We start from the raw sequence: 22,244 nt of genomic DNA, 5'->3' as shown, positions 1-22,244 counted from the left end.
AACGTGTATTTATTATTAAATAAGCGCTGCCAACAAGCCAAACAAACCACCAAATACCCCACCCCACACAACGAGCCAGCCTAAATGTTCGCGGATCATGGTTTGAATTATTTCTTTTACCATTTTAGGGGTGAGTTCATCTAAGCGTTCATCCACTAACTTAAGCACCGTATTATGCAAACTTTCCGCGTTATTACCTTGGGTTAACATGTCCCTTAATAGCGTTTTAAAATCGTCGGTGTCGCTTATTTGCACCAGCGATAATTGCATTTTTTCGATAAATTTTTCTCGCATTGGCTCTACCGCCTCTGTACCGCCAAACATTGCCAGCATGCTGCCAAATTGTGATTGCTCTATCACCACTAACAAATTATCGAAAGCGGGATTTAAATCTACCTTTTCAATTACCGATTCAAAGTCTATCGTTGGCTGCGCCTTGCTTAGAAGCTTGTCTATTTTATGCTCAGAAAAGAACTCCGTAAGTATTAAATTTCTTATAGCTACTTTAAAGCTTTCAAACTTGAGCGCAATCACCCCCGATCCATATAAAAACGGGACTTTTTCAAATAGCATATGAATAGCGAGTAAGTTTGTAACCGCACCAGAGAGTGCAAATAAGCCCACCGAAAGTACAATGGCTTGATCAAATACAAAACCAATAACAACACAACACGCTGCCAATAAGTTAGTGATAAAACTTTTATTCATTTTTATTCCATTTCAGTGATTTGTATCAGAAATTGATAGTCTTAATTTTACACCGATTAATTTGTTTATTTAATCCCTTTTTGCCATAGTTTATTTATAGGTTTAAAAGGTGAGCAATTGTTATGTGGAAAACAATCAATCAACAGATCAGCCAAGCTATCCATTACGATTTTAAACACACCCATAAACGTCAGTTGCAAAACACATCAACCGATATGCTTTTCCATATAAGTGATGGCAAGCACAATTATTTAGTTAAAATTGCGCAAAAAAATGAGCTCGATCGCTTTGAAGCACAAGCACAGGGCTTAAAACAACTCACTCAAAACAGTATATTTATGGTGCCCGACTGCATTACAACTGGCGCCAATATAGAATATGCGTTTATTGTATTAGAGTGGCTTACACTTGATGACCTTCCCCACATGCATTGGTCAACGATGGGTGAACACCTTGCCATGTTACATCAAAAACACGAGCAAGCGATGTTTGGTTTTGATACAGACAATTATTTAAGCTCTACGCCTCAACCAAATCAATGGCATAAAAAATGGGATGTATTTTTTGCAGAAGAACGTATTGGTTGGCAATTACAGCTATTAGCTGAAAAAGACATTGTGCTGGCAGACCCCGAACAACTGATAAATTTAGTAAAAGAGCAACTGCATAATCATCATGTTTTGCCCTCGTTATTACATGGCGACTTTTGGCGCGGAAACATGGGATTTGTAAATAATATTCCGACCCTATTTGACCCTGCCTGCTATTACGGTGATCGGGAGGTCGATATAGCTATGAGTGAACTTTTTGCCCCATTACCCGATGAATTTTATAACGCCTATGATCACCATTATCCACTCTCTCAGAACTACCAACATCGCAAGCTTATTTATCAGCTTTACCCTATTTTAAACCATGCCAATATTTATGCAGGCCATTACTTAAATCAGGCTAAAGAACACGTTGAAAAACTACTAAACTTAAATAAATGAGTAAACAAAATATAAGCACTATACTTATACTTGAACTCTAAAAAATAAATCTATTCGAGCGTTATTTTTAACGCTAATTGCATTAAATTTACTTGTAATAAGTCACTGTTGATAGCTCAATATGAGTAAATCATTTAGTTAGAGTTCAAGCTACTTAGTATTAAGCCGTTATGTGCTATCTAGGTAAAATAACTTAATTTTTAAGGAGGTGTTATGAAAGACTTTTTATCACAACGTATCGCCTGCCCACATTGTGGACACCATATTCATTTAGACCTTGATGCCAGTATGGGCGACCAAGACTACTATGAAGAATGCAGTGCTTGCTGTAATCTAATTCATTTAAATATGCATATAGACTATGCACGTAATAAATTAGAGTTACACGTGGACAGCGATGACGAACAAATATTTTAGCTATGTTGGCGCATGTAGTTTTCGACGGTGTTTATAATAGTGTATGTTTGCTGATCAACTTCTATATTAAACTCATCACCTACAACGGCTGCACCTAAATTAGTAATATCGAGTGTTTCTGGTATTAAATGCAGCCAAAAGCCATGCTCATCAATATTGCCAACCGTTAAACTGGCGCCATTAATAGATACAAACCCTTTGTATAACACATATTTTTGCCATTTTTGTGGCAGGCTGAGCTGTATTTTATAGTTATTTTCTAATTTAACTATTTGCACTATTTTGGCAGTACAATGAATATGACCAGAGACTATGTGCCCACCCAGCTCAGTACCAAACGACACAGAACGCTCGTAATTGACTAAACTACCCAATTCCAGTTGTCCAAGGTTAGTAAGCTGCAAAGTTTCGTCAATAACATCAAAATGCACTTGAGCCACTACATCTTGATTACTAAGCTCTACTTTAACTACCGTTAAGCAGCAACCATTTATAGCGATGCTAGCACCTAAGTCTAAATGCTTTACGTATTGCTCATTAACAGAAACGACTAAACGTAATACACCCTGCGTATGGGTTCTAGAGACTACTTTTGCTTGAGTTTGAATAATACCGGTAAACATAAAAATCGCTTCTCTTTCTAACAAAGTGCTAGTTTAACGTATCAATCGCTAAAATAATTCACTTAAGAGCACTTTTATTCGCAACAAAAGTAAGCTTATGCAGCAATTAAATAGATTCGCTGATTGTCTACATAGATAGAGCAATCACAATAGATTACAATGCGCCCATGTTTTTCTGAATAGCTGTTTTTTATGACTTTTTGTAGTTGGGAAGCTAAACGTTTACTTTACCTCGCCTTTCCCGTTTTTTTAGCACAAGTGACCTTAGTATTAATGTCAGTGGTTGATACCATTATGGCCGGACAAGTGAGCCCTACCGATCTTGCCGCCCTCTCAATTGCTACAGGAATATGGAACCCAATTCTATTAGCAATACAAGGTATTCTATTAGCCCTAACGGGAGTCATTGCTCAATTTGCGGGTGCTAAAGACCGCAACGGCATTAGCCATTATTTTCAGCAAGCGCTTTATTTAACGCTCCTTTTAAGTATTGCAGGTTTTTGTGCTGCCCAGCTTGCCAACACCGTTATTTTACAGCTTGATACTAGCCCGGCGATTGCGGGACTTGCTTTTGATTACATTCATTTTGTTAAATGGGGTGTATTTGGTTTTTTAATTTTTACCGTGTATAGAAATATGACCGAAGGCATGGGGATGACCAAGCCTGCGTTTTATATCAGCCTACTCGGACTTGCGGTAAATATCCCACTCAATTATATTTTTATTAAGGGCTTCTTTGGTCTACCCGCATTTGGGGGCGCTGGCTGTGGTATTGCCACCGCACTGGTATTTACTGTAATGGCTATTGCGCAAGTTACTTATTGCCAGCTGAGTAAAAAAATAGATGCCAAAGGCCTATTAACTGGCTTTGAAAAACCCAATTTTAAAACCATTGGTATTATTACCAAACTCGGTATTCCTATTTCACTCGCTACTTTTTTTGAAGTGACCTTGTTTGCCTGTATTCCCTTGTTTATTGCGCATTTGGGTGCGGTGGCTGTGTCTGGCCATCAAATTGCAGCCAGTGTTACGGCACTATTATTTATGATGCCTCTGAGCCTCTCAATTGCCATTAGCATACGAATTGGTAATTTATTTGGGCAGAATCATTTAGATCAATTAAAAGCTGCAGTATCAACAAGTTATATTATGGCGGCTATGGTTGCGTTGTTTATCGCTTTTATTACATTTATAGGGCGTGATGTGATTAGCCAATTATATAGCGATAGCCCTGCGGTACTTGCGCTTGCTTCATCAATTATGATTTTAGCCTGTATTTACCAACTTCCTGATGCATTACAAGTAGCTGCAAACGGTATTTTACGTGGTTTAAAACACACAGCGCCGATTTCGTATATTACTTTTATTTCTTATTGGTTAATCGGCTTTAGTTTAGGCTACGTATTAGCAAGAACAGACATGATAGTGCCAGCAATGGGCCCGCATGGTTTTTGGATAGGCATTATCGTTGGCTTATCAGTTGCAGCTATACTACTGATGCTGACCGTTCATAGGCGATTTAAACGTGAACCATTTATTCTCACTTAAACAATCAATCTATACCAAACTGCCGGTTAATTGGTTATTGGCGGCATGTTGTATGGTGCTTTTGGGCTGCTCAGAGCAGCCCAGTGAGGCAAATAAAACCTATTTGTCTCGCTTGAATAATACCTTACAAACGCCTGAGCCACACACAAAGCCACTGCAACAATTAGCCTTAGTAAAGCCAGTTGAAGCGTTGCAACCTGCCATTAAAATTGGCATAACTGAACTAGCTGGTATTAGCCAATGTAAACTTAACGTTCTGATAAGCGAGCATAATAATCAATTAGGCAAAACCGCCACCGCTGCTAGCCAATTGAAGTACCAAATAGATTTTATTCAAAGCGCGCAAAACTGTTTAAACACCTTAGATAAACAAAGCAACGTTCACAGTAAAATTACAGCGGCAAAAAACCAAAAACAAACTCAACTCACTTATTATTTTAATAATGTTTTATATAGTGAACCTGAACTAAGCAGCACTTGGCAGCTAACTGGCCAAGAACTCAGCACCCAACCGGCTGGGTTTAGTGACACGGTTGAGGCGCTTAAAAAGCTAACGACCATTAAACACCAAATAGAAACTAAAGGGAGTATGGCAATAAACAGCGATGATATTTTGTCAGCGCTTGAAACGCTCAACAAATACAAATTTGACCAACAGCTTATTCAAGCTGCGCGAGAACAAATTAGCTTAAATCATACAGCAACCCAGTTTGTAAATTCATTAGTAGTAGAAAATATTTGCCCTAAAGGTAAAAACAAGCAGCAAGCTAAAATTGTCAGTAATATATTTAATAAATATTATTTAAAACAAATACAGCCTTATCAAGCACAGCTGAGCGGGTATTTAGAAACATTGCAGCCGCTTTATATGCAGCTATGGTTTAATCAAGCAGTGAGTAGCGAAGCGGTAAATGCCCTACTTGACCCAAATTCTAACAACTTACTTGCTCAGCTAAAAGCGTCAGCAAAAGAGCATGTTATCTGGTGGCAAAAATTTTATAAAACGTGCGAAATCAGTCCAATATGAATAAAAAAACGGCAAATAAACTCAAATAACATAAACATGCTTGATTCACCACTCATCACGCTATATATTAGCGACCGTTGTTAAGCAATTAACAATTCTTAAATACAGAAGTACGACTGTAGCTCAGTTGGTTAGAGCGCTACCTTGACATGGTAGAGGTCGGTGGTTCGAATCCACTCAGTCGTACCAACATTTAAGAATCCTAAAAAAATTGTACGACCGTAGCTCAGCTGGTTAGAGCGCTACCTTGACATGGTAGAGGTCGGTGGTTCGAATCCACTCGGTCGTACCAATTCAAAAAGAACGTAGGTCGGTTAAGTGGCGAAGCCGCGCCACCCGACATTGTGTAACCTACCACCATCAAGCAACGCCCAACATCAAAAAACATACCAAGAAAAAACGCTCACGCTCTAAACTTCCTTAATAAATATCAGGTAACATCCATTTAATCACGTTGCAAAGTCAGAATTTATTGCTTGAAAATTAATACTATGTTAACAAGTAGGCTATCTTATAAGATTAAATATCAGAAAGTATTCTAGGAAAGGATTTACCTGTGAAGTCTGCCGGACTCATTACATTACTATTGCTATTTATTTTTGCTGGGCAAGTGCAAGCTAAAACTCTGGTCAAAGTGGGTGGCTATGAATTTCCTCCCTACATAGAGGTTGTTGACGGCCGTGCTTCAGGTCTCACCGTAGAGCTAATTAGCGAACTCAATAAAATACAATCTAACTATCATTTTGAGCTTGTGCTCACCACACCTATTCGGCGCTTTAAAGATTATCAGCAAGGTTTGTTCGATGCGGTATTTTTTGAAGATCCAAACTGGGGGTGGCTGCAAGGCAACCATATAATCAGTAACTCCCCTGTAATAGCAACAGACAGCGAAGTATTTATTGCTTTAAAGCAATTTGCAAAGTCACAAGCTTGGTTTGATAACTTAGACGATAAAACCCTCATTGGGATTTTAGGCTATCATTATCAGTTAGCAAACTTTGAAAACAATCCATCAATACTTGAAAACGAATATAAAATGACGTTACTGAGCAGTCATAAAAAAAGTATTGAATTAGTATTAAAAAAACGCAGCGATATGGCAATTGTTACCCGTTCTTACTTAAATCAATACCTCAATAAATACCCAGAAAGTAAAAAAAAGCTGCTTATATCTGAACGCGTCGCGCAAACGTATAAAAACCAGTTATTAATTCGTCCAACACAGCAACTTGGTATAAACACGCTTTATAAATTAGTAAAAAAAGCACTCTCACAAAATACTTTTGCAACTAGATTAGAGCAGCTTGGCTTACAACATAATCTTTAGTAGCGCTTATTTTCTACCCATCAGCTTTGCTTATCATTTAATGGCAATAACTAGAAAATTTGCTATTTTCATCGTGTGTCGCAAACTCAACTAAAGTCATCAATAAATCACTGTGTTTATGGGTAAAGCCAGTACTAGAAAGGCGTTTTTCTAAATAGGACGTAAAGTTTTTTCGTTGCAGGTGTTGGCTATGTAATTTTATTAACAGCTCTGACTGCTTTTGGTTAATTAATCGCGTCTCGTAAATCGGGTCTTCATCTGGCCAATTTTCTACAGGCGAGCCCTTTTGCTTAAACACAAAATCACTAAGTGAACGCTCGATTTGATTATAATCTTGCTCCCCTAGCAGTTTTTCTATTTCCTTTAATAAGCTTGAGTACAAAACACGCGGGAAAAGCTTGTAAAAATCATGATTTTTAAAGGGCTCTCCTTGTGGAGTTTGCTGCCAATTTTCAAAACTTGCTCGCAAAGCCTGGACTAATATACGTCCTACATAATGGCTTTTTTGGAATGAGACTCCTTGCGATTCTAGCTTTGAAAGTACGTGATTTAAACGTTGCTTTAAGCTACGTACTTCTAATTGCAGCTCGCTTTTTTCTGTCTCTAATAATTGTATTTCTTGAGCACTGGTTGTTATTTTTTGCTCTAGTATATTTATTTTAACTTGCGCGCCATAAAACAAATCACGGGTATCATTAAGCTCAGCCATAACACTGGCATTTTTTAATTTAATACTCGAATTCCCCTCAATAGCATAAGTAGTAAGCTGTTTGCTCTGAGAGAATGCTTTATTTAAAGTACTTTCTAACTTACTCTCAATAACTTGCCCAGACTTACTGCCTTTAAGTAAAGAATGTAAAGTTGAAGAAATATGCTTTTGGTACCAATTTTGGATCTGCTCACACTGTACATCAGATAAATTAGCAAATGGATTGTCTTCACTTATTGGCTTGTTAGCCATAAAAATTCCCTCTAGTAAAAAAGACTTTTAGTTGTTATGTCGTTTTAAAGTGAAATTACTTACCTTTGCATGTTAATAGCTATCGCTTTTTAAGGCTATATTTAATTGTTCTAGAAGAACCTCACTATTTAAGTTGTTTATTCCAAATAACGCACTAAACTTAAAATTAAAGATAAAATGCATTACCCTCATGAGAATATTTTTAATCGCTGCCTTAGTGCTATCATTTTTCACTTACGCACAACCTTCGCCAGTAACCTATACGGTCGACAATAAAAACATCACGCTTTCCGGAAAGAAATACAAAAGCGGCTATGGTGTACATATAGAGTTTTACCCTTGGACGCGTGCCGTGCGTGAAGCTGAATTAGGTAAAGCTGATATTTTATTTCCTGAGTATTTTATTAGTGACGATGTAATGTCAGAAAACACTTTAACCAAAACACGTAATCAGTTATTGGCGTTATCTGAGCCCATTCCAAGTGGCGACTTATCATTTGTAGCACTTTAAGATCACAGCATAGATTACGATGGCAGTATTGAGTCTGTAAAAAAACAGGGTTATGGGGGTGGTACGCTCATATACAAATAGTAAATAATTAGATGAACTTATTGAACAAGGCGAAATAAAAACCATCGTTGCTAACAGTGAGTATCAGCTTATTCATTTGCTTTTAAATGGTCGGGTTGAGCTTATTGTTGCCGACTTAGAAGTGCTAAAAGCCAGTATTTATAAATCACTATTATCAGCTAGAGAAAAAAGAGGATGCTTAGTGCGCAAGTTGCATTAACGCCAAGCATAGAATACAAAGCCCTGTGTTATGAAATCAGTAAAAGTACGCCTAATTGGCAATTTATCTTAGATGATATCAACGCAGAAATAGCGATTATGCGTGCAAATAATGAATTTGAAGGCTTTATAAAAAATAAAAAACAGCAGTGTTATAACCTTGGATAATTAACGATTTATTTTAAACTCCATGGTAACTATAAAGCTGATGCTCTCATAGCCATCAGCTATTATATAATGTTTAAAAATCAAATGGCGCTCTTACCCAGCCTTCCATTAATACACGTGCGCTGCGGCTCATACTCGCTTTAGTCACTTGCCATTGGCCATTTGTAACAACCGCCTCGGCACCTACTTTAAGTGTGCCCGATGGATGACCAAAATTAACCTCGTTAATAGCACCGCCACCAGCGGCCAAATTAACTAATGTTCCGTCAATTGCGGCTGCTGTGCCAATAGCCACGGCGGCTGTGCCCATCATCGCATGGTGTAACTTACCCATTGACATTGCACGTACTAACAAACCTATATCGCTGGCATTAACCTGCTTACCACTTGAGGCTGTGTAGTCTTTTGCTGGAGCAACAAAAGCCACTTTAGGCGTATGTTGGCGTGCTTGCGCTTCATTAATATTCTTAATTAAGCCCATTTTTACTGCGCCATGGGCACGAATGCTTTCAAGCATAGTTAACGCCGCATTATCGCTATTAATATCATCTTGCAGCTCAGTACCGGAATAACCAATATCGCTGGCATTTACAAAAATAGTCGGAATACCTGCGTTGATCATGGTTGCTTTTAATGTCCCCACGCCTGGCACTTCTAAGTCATCCACCACATTACCTGTTGGGAATAACGCGCCATCACCATCAGCAGGGTCAATAAATTCCAGCTTTACTTCAGCGGCAGGAAAGGTAACACCATCTAACTCAAAGTCACCGGTTTCTTGTACTTGAGCGTTAGCCATAGGTACATGCACTAAAATGCTTTTTTTAATGTTAGCCTGCCATACACGCACAATAGCAATGCCATTATCAGGCACTCTGCTTTTATCAACTAAACCATTGCTGATGGCAAATGCGCCCACAGCAGAGGTTAAATTGCCGCAGTTACCACTCCAATCAACGAATGGTTTATCGATAGCAACTTGACCAAATAAATAATCAACATCGTGTTCGGGCTGTTCACTCTTACTCAAAATAACCGTTTTACTGGTACTTGAGGTTGCGCCACCCATACCGTCGGTTTGTTTACCGTACGCATCTGGGCTACCAATAACGCGCAGTAATAAGTTATCGCGCGCCTCGCCTGCCACTTGGGCAGGCTCAGGTAAATCAGTTAAATTAAAAAACACGCCTTTACTGGTGCCGCCGCGCATATAGGTCGCTGGCACTTTAATTTGTGGTTTAAACATCTTTTTTATATCCTTATGATGCTTGCGTTGCTTCTAAAAAGTCTTGTGCAAAGCGTTGCAATACACCGCCTGCCGCATAAATAGAAAGCTCTTCTTGCGTATCTAGTCGGCATTTCATTGGCACAGTGACTACTTCACCATTTTTACGAGTGATCACTAATTCTAAAGTTGCTCCTGGTGCTGGTTCGCCTTTTACATCATAGCTTTCGCTACCATCTAGGTTAAGTGTTTTGCGGGTTGTACCTGCAGCAAATTCCAGTGGTAACACACCCATACCAATGAGATTAGTACGATGAATACGTTCAAACCCTTCAGCTGCAATAACCTGAACACCTGCAAGCCTTACACCTTTTGCCGCCCAATCGCGCGACGAGCCTTGGCCGTAATCAGCGCCTGCCACAATAATGAGTGGCTGTTTACGCTGCATGTAGGTTTCGATGGCTTCCCACATGCGTGTGTTTTTACCCTCTGGCTCTATGCGTGCATATGAGCCTTGCTTCACTTCGCCGTTTTCATCCAATACCATTTCGTTCAATAGTTTAGGGTTTGCAAACGTGGCGCGCTGCGCAGTTAAGTGATCGCCTCGGTGCGTTGCATACGAGTTAAAGTCTTCTTCTGGCACGTTCATTTTAGTTAAGTATTCACCTGCCGCGCTGCTTGCCATAATCGCATTAGAGGGTGATAAATGATCGGTTGTAATGTTATCGCCAAGCACTGCTAATGCGCGCATACCACTCATGCTGCGTTCACCTGCTAGTGCCCCTTCCCAATAAGGAGGGCGGCGAATATAGGTACTTTCTGGACGCCAATCGTAAAGTGGGTCGTTATCTTCGCCGTAATCAACGGTTAAGTTAAACATTGGCTCGTATACTTTTCTAAACTGCTCAGGTTTTACGCTTTGCTTGATAACCGCATCTATTTCTTCATCAGATGGCCATAAATCTTTTAAGGTTACATCGTTACCTTGTTGATCTTTACCGAGGATGTCTTTTTCTATATCAAAACGAATGGTACCGGCAATTGCATAAGCAACCACAAGCGGTGGTGATGCTAAAAACGCTTGCTTAGCATACGGATGAATACGACCATCAAAGTTACGATTGCCCGAAAGCACTGCTGTTGCATATAAATCGCGATCAATCACTTCTTGTTGAATTTTAGGGTCTAGTGCACCACTCATGCCGTTACAGGTAGTACAGGCAAAACCAACAATACCAAAACCAAGTTGCTCTAGCTCTGGTAATAATTTTGCATCCTCAAGATACGATTGCACTGCTTTAGAGCCCGGTGCCAATGAGGTTTTAACCCAAGGTTTACGCATTAAACCTTTTGCATTGGCGTTACGCGCCAATAAACCTGCAGCAATTACATTGCGTGGGTTACTGGTATTAGTACAGCTGGTAATCGCGGCGATAATACAGGCGCCATCTGGCATTAAGCCTTCTTCGTTCTCAACAACACCCGAAATACCTTGCGCTGCTAAATCGCTGGTAGATACACGACGATGCGGATTTGAAGGGCCTGCAATGTTGCGCCTTACACTTGATAGGTCAAATTTAAGCACACGATCATATTGAGCAGTTTTTAAGCTATCGCTCCATAAACCCGCTGTTTTAGCGTAGTTTTCTACTAGGGCAATTTGCTCTTCATCACGGCCTGTTAAACGCAAGTAATCAATGGTTTTATCGTCAATGTAGAACATAGCCGCGGTGGCGCCAAATTCTGGGGTCATGTTCGAAATGGTGGCTCTATCACCCAGGGTTAGTGCATCAGCCCCTTCACCGTAGAACTCAAGGTAAGTCGATACCACACGTTGCTCGCGTAAAAATTCGGTAATAGCCAATACAATATCGGTTGCAGTAATGCCGGGTTGGCGTTTACCGGTAAGCTCCACGCCCACAATATCGGGTAAACGAATATATGATGCGCGCCCAAGCATTACGCTTTCGGCTTCAAGGCCACCTACGCCAACAGCAATAACACCTAAAGCATCAACATGTGGGGTATGGCTGTCGGTACCTACTAAGGTATCTGGGAATGCAATGCCATCGCGGTTTTGAATCACCGGCGACATTTTTTCAAGGTTAATTTGATGCATGATGCCATTTCCCGGTGGGATCACATCAATATTTTTAAACGCGGTTTTGGTCCAGTTTATAAAATGAAAACGGTCATCGTTGCGTCTATCTTCAATGGCGCGGTTTTTTTCAAATGCATCGGGATCAAAACCTGCGTGCTCAACAGCTAATGAGTGGTCAACAATCAGTTGAGTCGGTACAACCGGATTTACTTTTGCAGGATCGCCGCCTTTTGCAGCAATAGCATCACGCAGGCCCGCTAAATCAACCAGTGCGGTTTGCCCTAAAATATCGTGACATACAACACGTGCCGGATACCACGGAAAGTCTAAGTCTTGTTTACGCTCAATTATTTGGCTCAGTGCATCGGTTAGCATTTCGGGCTCACAGCGACGCACTAAGTTTTCGGCAAATACACGCGAACTGTAAGGTAGTGTAGCGTATGCGCCAGGTTTAATGGCATCGACGGCGGCTTGGGTATCGTAGTAATCAACATTTGAACCCGGTAAAGGCTTACGGTATTGGGTGTTATTAATAATGGTCATAATAAATTCGCTAATTTGGTGACGGAGGAGAGTACGCTAAAGCGCTATAATGAGTAATCATCAGCGCTATAAACAATAAAAGGTGAGCTAGGCTCACCTTAAACGCTAACTAATTAGCCTCTTGATTCAATTGGCGTGTAGCTACGCGCATCTGGCCCGGTGTAATCAGCACTTGGGCGAATAATACGGTTATTTGCACGTTGCTCTTTTACGTGCGCTGTCCAACCAGTTACACGGCTCATTACAAAGATAGGCGTAAATAACTTGGTAGGAATACCCATAAAGTGGTATGCCGATGCATGGAAAAAGTCAGCATTACAGAATAACTTCTTCTCACGCCACATAACTTCTTCACAGCGAACTGATACTGGGTAAAGCACCTCATCACCCACTTCTGCGGCTAATTTTTCAGACCATTTTTTAATAATAACATTACGTGGATCTGACTCGCGGTAAATAGCGTGGCCAAAGCCCATAATTTTATCTTTACGCTCAAGCATTCCCACCAGTGCATCTTCTGCTTGATCGGCGCTGGTAAAGCCTTCAATCATATCCATGGCGGCTTCGTTGGCACCACCATGCAGTGGACCACGTAAGGTACCAATTGCACCAGTTACACATGAGTGAATATCAGAAAGCGTTGATGCACACACGCGACCGGTAAAGGTAGAGGCATTAAATTCATGCTCTGCGTACAAAATTAGTGATACATTCATTACTTGTGCAAATAATTCACTTGGCGCTTTATCGTGTAATAGCGTTAAAAAGTGTGCACCAACTGAGTCATCATCAGTTTGTGTTTCAATACGAACACCGTCATGAGTAAAGCGATACCAGTAACAAATAATACTTGGGAAAATTGCCACCATACGGTCAATGGCATCGTTTGCTTCGCTAAAGTCATTTTCCATTTCAAGGTTACCTAGCATAGAGCAACCGGTACGCATAACATCCATTGGGTGCGCGTCTTTAGGGATGTTCTCAAGCACTGTTTTTAGTGCCTCTGGTAAACCGCGTAAACTTTTAAGTTTAGCTTTGTACTCTGCCAGTTCGCTTGATGTTGGTAGCTCGCCGCGTGAAAGTAAAAACGACACTTCTTCAAACTGCGCTTTTTCAGCCAATTCGCTAATGTCGTAACCACAGTAAGTTAAACCTGAGCCTGTTTGTCCTACTGTACATAATGCGGTTTGTCCTGCTACTTGGCCACGTAAGCCTGCGCCACCTAATGCTTTATCTACCATGATGTGTCTCCTGTTGAATTTTTATTATTTGTCAGATTTTGCTGAAAAAAGGTTATCGAGCGTGTTTTCGTATGAGTGATAATCTAAAAAGTCGTAAAGCTCTGCACGCGTTTGCATGTTTTCAATTTGGCTTTGTTGCGACCCTTCATTCAAAATAGCCGAGTACACATTAAGTGCCGCTTTGTTCATTGCTCTAAATGCACTTAATGGGTAAAGCACCATTTCTACGCCCACATCGCTTAGTTGCTCTTTGGTGTAAATTGGGGTTTGGCCAAACTCGGTAATGTTGGCCAAAATAGGCACATTAATCGCTTTGGTAAATGCTTGATAATCTGCAAGGTCATGAACGGCTTCTGCAAAAATGGCATCGGCACCGGCTTCAACACAAGCTGCTGCACGATCTATTGCTGCGTTTAAGCCTTCTTTTTGAAACGCATCGGTACGTGCCATAATGTAAAAATCGCTATCGGTTTTTGCATCTACTGCGGCTTTAATACGGTCTACCATTTCAGCTTGGGTAACTATTTCTTTATTAGGACGATGGCCACAACGCTTTTGCGCTACTTGGTCTTCAATATGAAAGCCTGCTGCACCTGCTTTAGTCATTTCTTTAACGGTACGGGCAATATTAAACGCCCCACCCCAACCTGTGTCGGCATCCACTAACAAAGGTAAATCGCTAGCACCGGTAATACGGCGAATATCTTCAAGCACGTTATCAAGGCTGGTCATACCTAAATCTGGCATACCAAATGAGGCATTAGCCACACCCGCACCCGATAAATAAATAGCCTGATGGCCCATTTTTTCAGCCATCATCGCGGTGTACGCGTTAATAGTACCTACCACTTGTAACGGATGGTTATTTGCAATTGCCTGTTTAAATTTTAATCCTGCTGACATTACCTTCTCCTAACTTTGAACGGGGCTGCTCTTTGGCAACTTAGTATTTTTTAAACATCTGTACTAGTTAGCCATTTCATTTTGAGTGGCTTGTACTGATTGTTGATATCTATCAAATTTTGTTTGTATATTTGCTTGTGATGCACTGATATGGCGCTTCATTAACATTTCGGCAAGCTCTCCATCATGGTTTTCTATGGCGTTAATAATGGCTAAATGCTCATCAAACGCTTTAGATACCCGCGGCCCTACCATACCCATTTGTACACGATACATTCTTATTAATTGGTACAGGTCGTGGCATAACAAATGAATTAAGTGCGCGTTTTTACTGCCTTTGATTATTCTGTAATGAAAATCTAAGTCGCCTGCTTCTTGATAGTACGACTCACCTTCTTTAACACGCTGAGTGTGCAAATGCTGATTAAGTAATTGTTTCAAGCCTTGTACTTCATCTGGTTCCATATTGTCGGCAGCTAACCTACATGCAAGTCCTTCAAGGGCACTACGTACTTGATACACTTCGATTAAACGTTCTGCGGTTAATGCCACAACACGGCAGCCTATATTGGCTTTACGCTCAACTAAATAACAACTTTCTAAACGGTTTAATGCTTCTCTAAGCGTTGCACGGCTTACACCATAACGCTTTGCAAGCTCCGGCTCTGATATTTTGCTGCCTTGTGCAATACTGCCTTCTACTATCTCGCGGCGCATATCTACAAACACTTTATCGGAAGCGGTTGTAACTGCGGTGTCGTTTAACAAGTGCTGTGTCATAAAGTATTTTTATATTGTCGACAATTTATGGGTTAACTATGTGCTTATTAACCTACAGTGTCAACCCTGAAAACACTAAAAATGAATAAAAAACCACCACATTGTCGACAGCATTAGCTAAAAGTATAATAAAAAATAGTGTTTAAGCCGCTTTACTCAACAAGGTGTCGACACTTTAAAAGGGTTACTCTTTCATTTTTAACACTGAAAAAAATCGTTAAAAATGCTATTATCCGGCTTTAATTTTTATTGTATGAGCCAAATCGTGGACGCTAACACTTATATCCCAGAACAATTTATTGACGACGTAAAAACTTATCTGCCTGATCACCTTACGTTAGATGATTTTTTAAATGCGTGTCGTCGACCTTTACGTAAGTCTGTTCGCGTTAATACATTAAAAATGAGTGTTGAAGAGTTCAAGCAACAAGCGGCTAAAAAAAACTGGCAACTTACCGCTATTCCTTGGTGTGATGAAGGTTTTTGGTTAGAGCGCCCAAACGATGAAGAGCAAAACCTAGCGCTGGGTAATACCGATTTACATTTAAGCGGGGCTATGTACGTGCAAGAGGCAAGTTCAATGTTGCCGCCGATGGCATTAAAGCAAAGCTTACAAACCAGCCAAACGGTTCTTGATATGGCCTCGGCACCGGGCTCTAAAACCTCACAACTTGCCGCGATAATGGACAATCAAGGCGTTTTAGTTGCAAATGAGCTGTCGTCGTCACGTTTAAAAGTGCTTAGTGCCACGCTAAAGCGTATGGGTGTAGGTAACTGTGCGCTATCGCATTTTGATGGCGTGGTATTTGGTAATTACATGTTTGAATGCTTTGATAGTATTTTGCTTGATGCGCCCTGCTCGGGTGAAGGCACGGTTCGTAAAGATAGTGACGCGCTAAAAAATTGGTCTATCGAATCAAACATTACTATTGCCCAAGTACAAAAAGATCTGATTAAAAGTGCATTTTATGCACTTAAACCTGGCGGTACACTGGTGTATTCAACCTGTACATTAACCCCACTCGAAAACCAACAAGTATGCAGCGCATTATTAGATGAGTTTGGCGAATATATAAGCCCTGAGTCATTAAGCGATTTATTCCCAGGGGCTGATAAAGCCACCACCACAGAGGGCTACTTACATGTTTGGCCGCAAACGTTCGACAGCGAAGGCTTTTTTATTGCCAAATTTAAAAAGCACAGCAGCTGCGAAAACCAAACATTAAAAGTTAAAAAAGGCGCGTTCCCCTTTAGTGACTTTGATAGTAAACAAAGAGCTGCGTTTATGAGCTCCCTCAAAAAGCAATTTGGTTTAACAAGCCTGCCAGGCACTTTAATGCAGCGCGACAAAGAGCTTTGGCTGTTCCCTGATGAATTTGAAGCAATACAAAATAAAATAAAATACGCGCGATTAGGGATACAAGTAGGCGTTATTCATAAAAATGGCGTACGCCTAACGCACGAATTTGCCACAGTATTTGGAAAGCAGTGTAAAAGTAATGTACTGGCATTAACCAATGAACAGGCTAACGATTACTTTAATGGTAAAGATATACGCCTAGAAGAGGTAACCAAATCCAGCGGCGAGGTGATCCTAACTTTATGTGGTTGCCCTATTGGCTTAGGGAAATGGCAAAAAAATAAAGTTAAAAACTCTTTACCAAGAGATTTAGTACAAAATACGCAGTTAATAAACTGGGCGTAAATCCTAACTTAAATGTAACAAAGGTGTGTATAACAAATGTAACTTGCTGTAATTACAGCAGTATAAAAAACGAACAAAAATGTGTATTTTTAGCACTTTTGACTATACTTAAATAACTTTCTTCTTCTCCCTAAGAATCTGAAAGTGTCTTTAGTTAGCGCAGGGCTCAAATACGAGCCCCTCTATAACCCAGAGTTCTTATAGCTCTGGGTCTTTTTTTGTCTAGGCGAAAGTTAACGAGCTGCGAGAGTCGGGTTACGGGTTACGAGCTTAATCCCTCACTCAGTCCTATTATTACAATAAGAACTTAGTGATTTATTTACCACAGAGGATAGGAGCAGACAGAGAAAGTAATTAAAGAAAAAGGTTAAAGAACTTTTGTTAGTTATTCGATTTCCAAAATTGAAGCTTTTTCTCTGTGCAGCGCAAAGCGCCTCGGTGCTCTCTGTGGTTCAAAAATAAAGGTTTTAGGAGATAGCTAACTTGAAAAACTCCGGTTTTAGTTATTTAGCCCGCAACTCGAAGCCCGTTACCTGTTGCCCGTCGCTCACGACATTAAAAATGACGCGACATGAAGTCGCTGCTACACGTCGGCAATAATATCGACCTGATACCTAGCACCTAATACCTGTTTTTAATCTACTGCTCTTCTAAATCAAATTCGGTGGTGTGGCCGTCGCCGTGTATGAGCTGGTAGCGGACTAAATTACCGCCTTTAAGGGAAACCAAACTAATAGCCGAATCACTTACTAGGTACTTTTGCCCTTTGCCTTTAGTTTGGTGTTTGTCGACTTCCATGTGCCAGCGTTTGGTAAAAAAGTTAAGCAAACTTTTAGGGCCATATAAAATGGAGTCGAGCTTATCAAGCACATTTATTAGCTTACGCGGGAACTCGTTTTTAATGCCACTGGCTGTGAGCTGCCAAATTCTATTATGATGATCGCCAAAACGCTTTTGCACTGAAAAACAAAACGAATAATGCACGTCGCCTGATAAAATCAGCGTTTCATTTGGGGTGTCGGTACGTCTAAATATGTCGAGCAGTTTTTTAGCTGAGCCTTCATGCGCCATCCAGTTTTCTACATCAACCATAAGCGGTTGCCCACACATATTAAACACCGCTTGAATTGCCTCTATTGATTTAACCCCAAACACGGGAGCGGGCGATACAATAATGACTTGGTCATGGCTGAGTAGGCTTTCTTCAAGCTCAGTAAGACGCTCCCAATCTAACAAGCCTGAGGGTTCATTAAAGTTCTGCTCGTTACGCCAGCGGTGTGTTCGGGTATCAAGCACCACCACTTTAGGAATAGTTGTTAGCTCATAATGCCAATGGTTAAAATCATTTAGATGTTTATCAAATGCTTTGAATTGCCATTGCTTATCCCCAGCTAGACTTGTTGTAAATGGAGTAAGTAGCGCACCGGTTTTTTGTAGTGCGTCGTTACCCATTCCCTGAAACAGCCAATAGCTTACTAAGCCATTATTTACAATACGTTTGCTACTGGGGTTTTGATTAATGGCTTGCTCCCACCCGGCGGTGAGGTTCCAATCATCAGTGATATCGTGATCGTCAAACATCATTAAGGTAGACACATTGGCACATAATCGCTCTACCTCAGCTAAGCCTTTAGCGTAATCAATGAGTGTGGCTTTTTCTGTGCTAAACAATGCTTGGCTTTTTTCGTTACCGCCTGAGTAATTTAGCTTTGATAAGTCAACATATTGCCACGCGGTACTACTAAAATTAAGTAAATACAGCGCTACAAACTCTTCAAAATGAATAAGGTGGTTATACGCTTTTACGCTAGAAAAATGTGGCTCGTCTTTTTTTAACCAATAACCTATGCCTAATTTAGAGCGCTTTTTCCACGAGGTGGTGGGTAATAAATGATGGCGGCCATAAAGCTGTTGGCTAATATCGTCGGGTAAATCCAGCGCAAGCGGTTGCTCTTTGTAAATACCTAATTGCTTAATGAGTTGATGGATAGCTAATAACATAGGCCCTGCTACATCGTCAGCATATACCTGATCGCCCGAGAGCAATAGCAACTGCGCCCCTTGCTGATTATTACTGCGTTGAGTAGCTTGCCACTGACTTGAACTAACTAGGCTGTCTTTTGCGGGATGATGTGCATTGCGACACGAGCCATGTAATATTTGCGTCAGTCTTTTGGGGATCACAAACGCAGGTAACGCACCATCATTAAAACTAAACGCTGATAAATCAACGGGGCTGTCATCAAAAAATAACTGATATTGTAGTAATATATCGCGCGGGAACTGGCTGTTTATGGGTTTAATAACTATGAACTGTAAAAATAAATGTTCACCCAGTCTAACGCTGTTTTGTTCGCTATAGCATTCGTAGCCCATTAGCTCTATACGGCTGTTTACCTGCTTTGAGGTAGCAAACTGAATACAGACTGCGGTTTTTTCTGCTCGGCGCACCATGGGCCCCATAAGTAACAGCGGGTGTTGCACCGAGAGAGTCGTCATGAGGTTAGCCTTTAGCTGCTAATTTAAATAAAGAATAAAAATTATCGGTGGTGGCTTTTGCCAACTCGTTAAAGCTAATACCTTTTAGTTCACTAATATAGTAAGCCACGTCTTCCACATACGCTGGCTGATTAGTTTTACCACGATATGGGACTGGTGCTAAATACGGCGAGTCGGTTTCTATAAGCAGTCGATCAAGTGGAATTTGTTTTACCACCTCTTTAAGCTCTACCGCATTTTTAAAAGTTACAATACCTGAAATAGAAATATAAAAACCCATATCAATGGCTTTTTTGGCCATATCCCAATCTTCGGTGAAACAATGTAGTACCCCACCACAATTTTCTGCTTTGTGTTCACGCATTAAGTTAATGGTGTCGGCACGGGCGTCGCGGGTATGAATAATAAGCGGCTTTTGTAATTCATTTGCCACCTCAATATGGCCAACAAAACTGGCTTGTTGTACGGCATGGGTGTCTTTTGCATAGTAATAATCGAGCCCAGTTTCGCCAATCGCCACTACTTTGTGGTGCGAGGCTAAATCAATTAATTGCTGTTTATTAAGCGCGTCTTTTTGATCAAGCGGATGTACACCACATGACGCTGATACGTCGTCGTAATGCTTAATTTGCTCTAGCATATTAGGGAACTGATCAAGTGTGACGCTAACACATAAAAAGTGTTCTACTTTTTTTGCGCGTGCGTTATCAAGTACTTGGTCTAGGTTTAAATCGAGTTTATCAAAATCAAGACGGTCTAAATGGCAATGAGAATCTACAATCAAAATAAGGCCTGTTTTTACTACATGGTATAAGTTGGATTGCCGGAGTTTAACATAGTCCCCAGCAGTTTTTCGATCTTCGCGTTTAGGTTTGTTTTATCATCTAAAAAGCTAATGCCGATCCCCGGAGGGTTTGAGCTTTGTGCACCTTGCGGAGTGATCCACGTGACTTTGCCGGTGACCACATCGTCTTCTAAGGCATCAGGTAAGGTTACGCGTAAAGCGAGTGAATACCCAGGCTCATAACGCATATTGGTGCGTACAAATAGCCCCCCTTTTTTTAAAAAAGGCATGTAGCAGCGATATAGTTCGTCAAGGTCATCTATATCAACTAATAGCTCTTGCATATCTAATCCTTTTTATTGGTTGCGTAATGTATACGCTAGTCGTGATACCGCAAGCGGTAAATTTAGCCCAAGAATTTGTATGTTATTTTGTAAAAAATCATTCAAGGCTTGCTGTGCAACTTGGTAGACTTCAAAACTCATGCCATTTAAAAGCTGCTGTTTTAACTGCTCACTTAAAAATAAGGTAAAAATACGAACAAGCTCAGGCTGTTTATTTATTATATCGACTAACGCATTGAAATTATGGCTTTGTTTAAACTCAGTTGCAAATTTATAGAGTGTATCAATGCTTTCTAGCTGATTTTGCTGTTGCCACTGCTTTACTTGCAGGGGTTGACTGTAAAACAATGATAACCATGGGTAGTTAGGCACATCTAAAGAGCTTAGCCACTGCTGTGCTAGCTGACTATTGGTTACTTTGACCTCAGTTTTAGCACAGCGGCTTAAGATAGTTGCTGGTAATTGTGCCACTTGGCTGGTTGTAAGAATTAAAAACCGGCTGTTACTGGGCTCTTCTAAAGTTTTTAATAATGCATTTGCTGCCGCCGTTGTCATTTTTTCGCAGTTTTCAATAATCGCCACTTTGTTGCCATTTTGCGCCGCCGACTGGTGCATAAAATCGCTTATGCCGCGTATGTCGTCTACACCTATGCTTTGCCCTTCTACTTGAGTAACGCGTTTATCTGGGTGCGTCCCAGCTAGGTTTAACGAGCAGCTTTTACACTGCCCACACGGCGTTAGCACGCTACTAGGTGCACTTAACTGCGATTGTGTATTGTGACATAACAAACTGTTAGCTAATTGATCGCTTAGCTCAAACTTGCCTACCCCAATAGGCCCACAAAATAGCTGCGCGTGATGAAAGCGCTGCGCTTTATAGCTTTGAGCTAAACGTTGCTCTACATCGTTAAGCCATGGCAATGCCATATTATTTTAACCCTGAAAAAAACGTACGCAGTACATTAGTAATATCACGGTGTACTTTATCAATACTTTGGTTAGCATCAACGGTTTTAATGCTTTCATCATCGTTTGCCAGTTCTATGTAACGCATACGGGTGCGCTGAAAAAACTCAATGGCTTCTTGTTCAATTCTATCGAGTTCACCACGCCCTTTTGCCCGTTCAAGACCAATAACAGGGTCAATATCAAGGTATATGGTTAAATCGGGTTTTAATCCTTTTAACACCATAGAGGATAACGACGCTAACGTGTTTGCACTTATTCCGCGTCCACCGCCTTGATACGCCTGTGACGATAAGTCGTGACGATCAGCCAATACCCATTGCCCTTGCTCAAGTGCAGGGTTTATTACATTGTGCATTAGCTGTGAGCGAGCTGCGTACATAATAAGTAGCTCAGTTTCAAAGGCGATTTCTTCTTGATGCTCTGCTTTTACTAAGGTACGCAACGATTCAGCCAGTGGTGTGCCACCGGGTTCACGGACATTAATAAAATCAATATGATGATGATTTAAAAAGTCTTGGCACAGGGCAATAGCGGTTGATTTACCCGCGCCCTCTAGGCCTTCTATCACTATAAATTTTGGTTTCATAAA

General features: G+C 40.7%; 21 protein-coding genes and 2 tRNA genes. 10 read left to right on the top strand and 13 right to left on the bottom strand.

Annotated elements, in window-relative coordinates; genetic code table 11:
- Positions 1-15 precede the first annotated feature (15 nt).
- A complete protein-coding gene (locus MTN97_RS13160; protein ID WP_248474581.1) occupies positions 16-708 on the bottom strand; it encodes a DUF445 domain-containing protein in 693 nt (230 codons plus the stop codon).
- Between the two features lie 122 nt (positions 709-830).
- Here MTN97_RS13160 and MTN97_RS13155 point away from each other — a divergent pair, with 122 nt between their 5' ends.
- Together MTN97_RS13155 and MTN97_RS13150 are read left to right on the top strand one after the other, a co-directional pair.
- Entirely contained in the window at positions 831-1,700 is an 870-nt protein-coding gene (locus MTN97_RS13155; protein WP_138564086.1) for a fructosamine kinase family protein, read from the top strand.
- 213 nt (positions 1,701-1,913) lie between these two features.
- On the top strand, positions 1,914-2,117 hold the full coding sequence (locus tag MTN97_RS13150) for a CPXCG motif-containing cysteine-rich protein (RefSeq protein WP_008464077.1): 204 nt from the start codon (positions 1,914-1,916) through the stop codon (positions 2,115-2,117).
- Here MTN97_RS13150 and MTN97_RS13145 read toward each other — a convergent pair.
- On the bottom strand, positions 2,114-2,740 hold the full coding sequence (locus tag MTN97_RS13145; protein WP_036982911.1) for a riboflavin synthase: 627 nt from the start codon (positions 2,738-2,740) through the stop codon (positions 2,114-2,116). The two genes, MTN97_RS13150 and MTN97_RS13145, sit on opposite strands and share 4 nt — an antisense overlap.
- A gap of 192 nt (positions 2,741-2,932) precedes the next feature.
- On the opposite strand from MTN97_RS13145, the gene MTN97_RS13140 reads away from it, so the two are divergent.
- The 5 genes from MTN97_RS13140 to MTN97_RS13120 all read left to right on the top strand — a co-directional run bounded on the left by MTN97_RS13140 (position 2,933) and on the right by MTN97_RS13120 (position 6,642).
- On the top strand, positions 2,933-4,288 hold the full coding sequence (locus MTN97_RS13140; protein WP_248474580.1) for an MATE family efflux transporter: 1,356 nt from the start codon (positions 2,933-2,935) through the stop codon (positions 4,286-4,288).
- Entirely contained in the window at positions 4,266-5,315 is a 1,050-nt protein-coding gene (locus MTN97_RS13135; protein WP_248474579.1) for a DUF3080 family protein, read from the top strand. Before MTN97_RS13140 ends, MTN97_RS13135 begins: the two co-directional genes overlap by 23 nt.
- 112 nt (positions 5,316-5,427) lie before the next feature.
- Positions 5,428-5,504 (top strand) — tRNA-Val (locus MTN97_RS13130).
- Positions 5,505-5,530: 26 nt separating this feature from the next.
- Positions 5,531-5,607: transfer RNA gene (locus tag MTN97_RS13125), tRNA-Val, on the top strand.
- 264 nt (positions 5,608-5,871) lie between these two features.
- Positions 5,872-6,642, top strand: a complete 771-nt coding sequence (locus MTN97_RS13120; protein ID WP_248474578.1) for a transporter substrate-binding domain-containing protein — start codon at positions 5,872-5,874, stop codon at positions 6,640-6,642.
- Positions 6,643-6,679: 37 nt separating this feature from the next.
- Here the strand turns inward: MTN97_RS13120 and MTN97_RS13115 are convergent, their stop codons facing one another.
- Entirely contained in the window at positions 6,680-7,603 is a 924-nt protein-coding gene (locus MTN97_RS13115) for a hypothetical protein (protein WP_248474577.1), read from the bottom strand.
- A 190-nt stretch (positions 7,604-7,793) separates the two neighbouring features.
- Between MTN97_RS13115 and MTN97_RS13110 the strand changes: the two genes are divergently transcribed.
- The gene (locus tag MTN97_RS13110; RefSeq protein WP_248474576.1) at positions 7,794-8,114 is read left to right on the top strand and encodes a hypothetical protein; all 321 of its coding nucleotides are present in this window, start codon (positions 7,794-7,796) and stop codon (positions 8,112-8,114) included.
- Positions 8,115-8,369: 255 nt separating this feature from the next.
- Positions 8,370-8,561: a hypothetical protein gene (locus MTN97_RS13105; protein ID WP_248474575.1), complete on the top strand. Its 192-nt coding sequence runs from the start codon at positions 8,370-8,372 to the stop codon at positions 8,559-8,561.
- Positions 8,562-8,634: 73 nt separating this feature from the next.
- Here the strand turns inward: MTN97_RS13105 and prpF are convergent, their stop codons facing one another.
- From prpF to MTN97_RS13080, 5 genes are all read right to left on the bottom strand, one after another.
- Entirely contained in the window at positions 8,635-9,807 is a 1,173-nt protein-coding gene (prpF, locus tag MTN97_RS13100; protein ID WP_248474574.1) for a 2-methylaconitate cis-trans isomerase PrpF, read from the bottom strand.
- Positions 9,808-9,820: 13 nt separating this feature from the next.
- The gene (gene acnD / locus MTN97_RS13095; RefSeq protein ID WP_248474573.1) at positions 9,821-12,430 is read right to left on the bottom strand and encodes a Fe/S-dependent 2-methylisocitrate dehydratase AcnD; all 2,610 of its coding nucleotides are present in this window, start codon (positions 12,428-12,430) and stop codon (positions 9,821-9,823) included.
- A 113-nt stretch (positions 12,431-12,543) separates the two neighbouring features.
- Positions 12,544-13,671, bottom strand: a complete 1,128-nt coding sequence (prpC, locus tag MTN97_RS13090) for a 2-methylcitrate synthase (protein WP_248474572.1) — start codon at positions 13,669-13,671, stop codon at positions 12,544-12,546.
- A 24-nt stretch (positions 13,672-13,695) separates the two neighbouring features.
- On the bottom strand, positions 13,696-14,574 hold the full coding sequence (gene prpB, locus MTN97_RS13085; RefSeq protein WP_013464731.1) for a methylisocitrate lyase: 879 nt from the start codon (positions 14,572-14,574) through the stop codon (positions 13,696-13,698).
- Between the two features lie 63 nt (positions 14,575-14,637).
- A complete protein-coding gene (locus MTN97_RS13080; RefSeq protein ID WP_036982928.1) occupies positions 14,638-15,354 on the bottom strand; it encodes a GntR family transcriptional regulator in 717 nt (238 codons plus the stop codon).
- Between the two features lie 265 nt (positions 15,355-15,619).
- Between MTN97_RS13080 and rsmF the strand changes: the two genes are divergently transcribed.
- The gene (rsmF, locus tag MTN97_RS13075) at positions 15,620-17,059 is read left to right on the top strand and encodes a 16S rRNA (cytosine(1407)-C(5))-methyltransferase RsmF (RefSeq protein WP_248474607.1); all 1,440 of its coding nucleotides are present in this window, start codon (positions 15,620-15,622) and stop codon (positions 17,057-17,059) included.
- Positions 17,060-17,698: 639 nt separating this feature from the next.
- Here rsmF and MTN97_RS13070 read toward each other — a convergent pair.
- From MTN97_RS13070 to tmk, 5 genes are read right to left on the bottom strand one after another with little or no spacing between them, the layout of a single operon-like run.
- The gene (locus MTN97_RS13070) at positions 17,699-19,558 is read right to left on the bottom strand and encodes an alkaline phosphatase D family protein (protein ID WP_248474571.1); all 1,860 of its coding nucleotides are present in this window, start codon (positions 19,556-19,558) and stop codon (positions 17,699-17,701) included.
- Between the two features lie 4 nt (positions 19,559-19,562).
- A complete protein-coding gene (locus MTN97_RS13065; RefSeq protein ID WP_013464702.1) occupies positions 19,563-20,342 on the bottom strand; it encodes a TatD family hydrolase in 780 nt (259 codons plus the stop codon).
- Positions 20,343-20,359: 17 nt separating this feature from the next.
- Positions 20,360-20,686, bottom strand: a complete 327-nt coding sequence (locus MTN97_RS13060; protein WP_008109887.1) for a PilZ domain-containing protein — start codon at positions 20,684-20,686, stop codon at positions 20,360-20,362.
- Between the two features lie 12 nt (positions 20,687-20,698).
- Positions 20,699-21,613: a DNA polymerase III subunit gene (locus MTN97_RS13055; protein WP_248474570.1), complete on the bottom strand. Its 915-nt coding sequence runs from the start codon at positions 21,611-21,613 to the stop codon at positions 20,699-20,701.
- A 1-nt stretch (position 21,614) separates the two neighbouring features.
- Positions 21,615-22,241, bottom strand: coding sequence for a dTMP kinase (tmk, locus tag MTN97_RS13050; RefSeq protein ID WP_016899838.1), 627 nt, complete (start codon positions 22,239-22,241; stop codon positions 21,615-21,617).
- Positions 22,242-22,244 lie beyond the last annotated feature (3 nt).

This window comes from Pseudoalteromonas sp. 2CM36K (assembly GCF_023161865.1).
Lineage (GTDB): Bacteria > Pseudomonadota > Gammaproteobacteria > Enterobacterales > Alteromonadaceae > Pseudoalteromonas > Pseudoalteromonas tetraodonis.
Note: the sequence above shows the minus strand (reverse complement) of the source record. Positions and strands in the feature narration are given on the sequence as shown.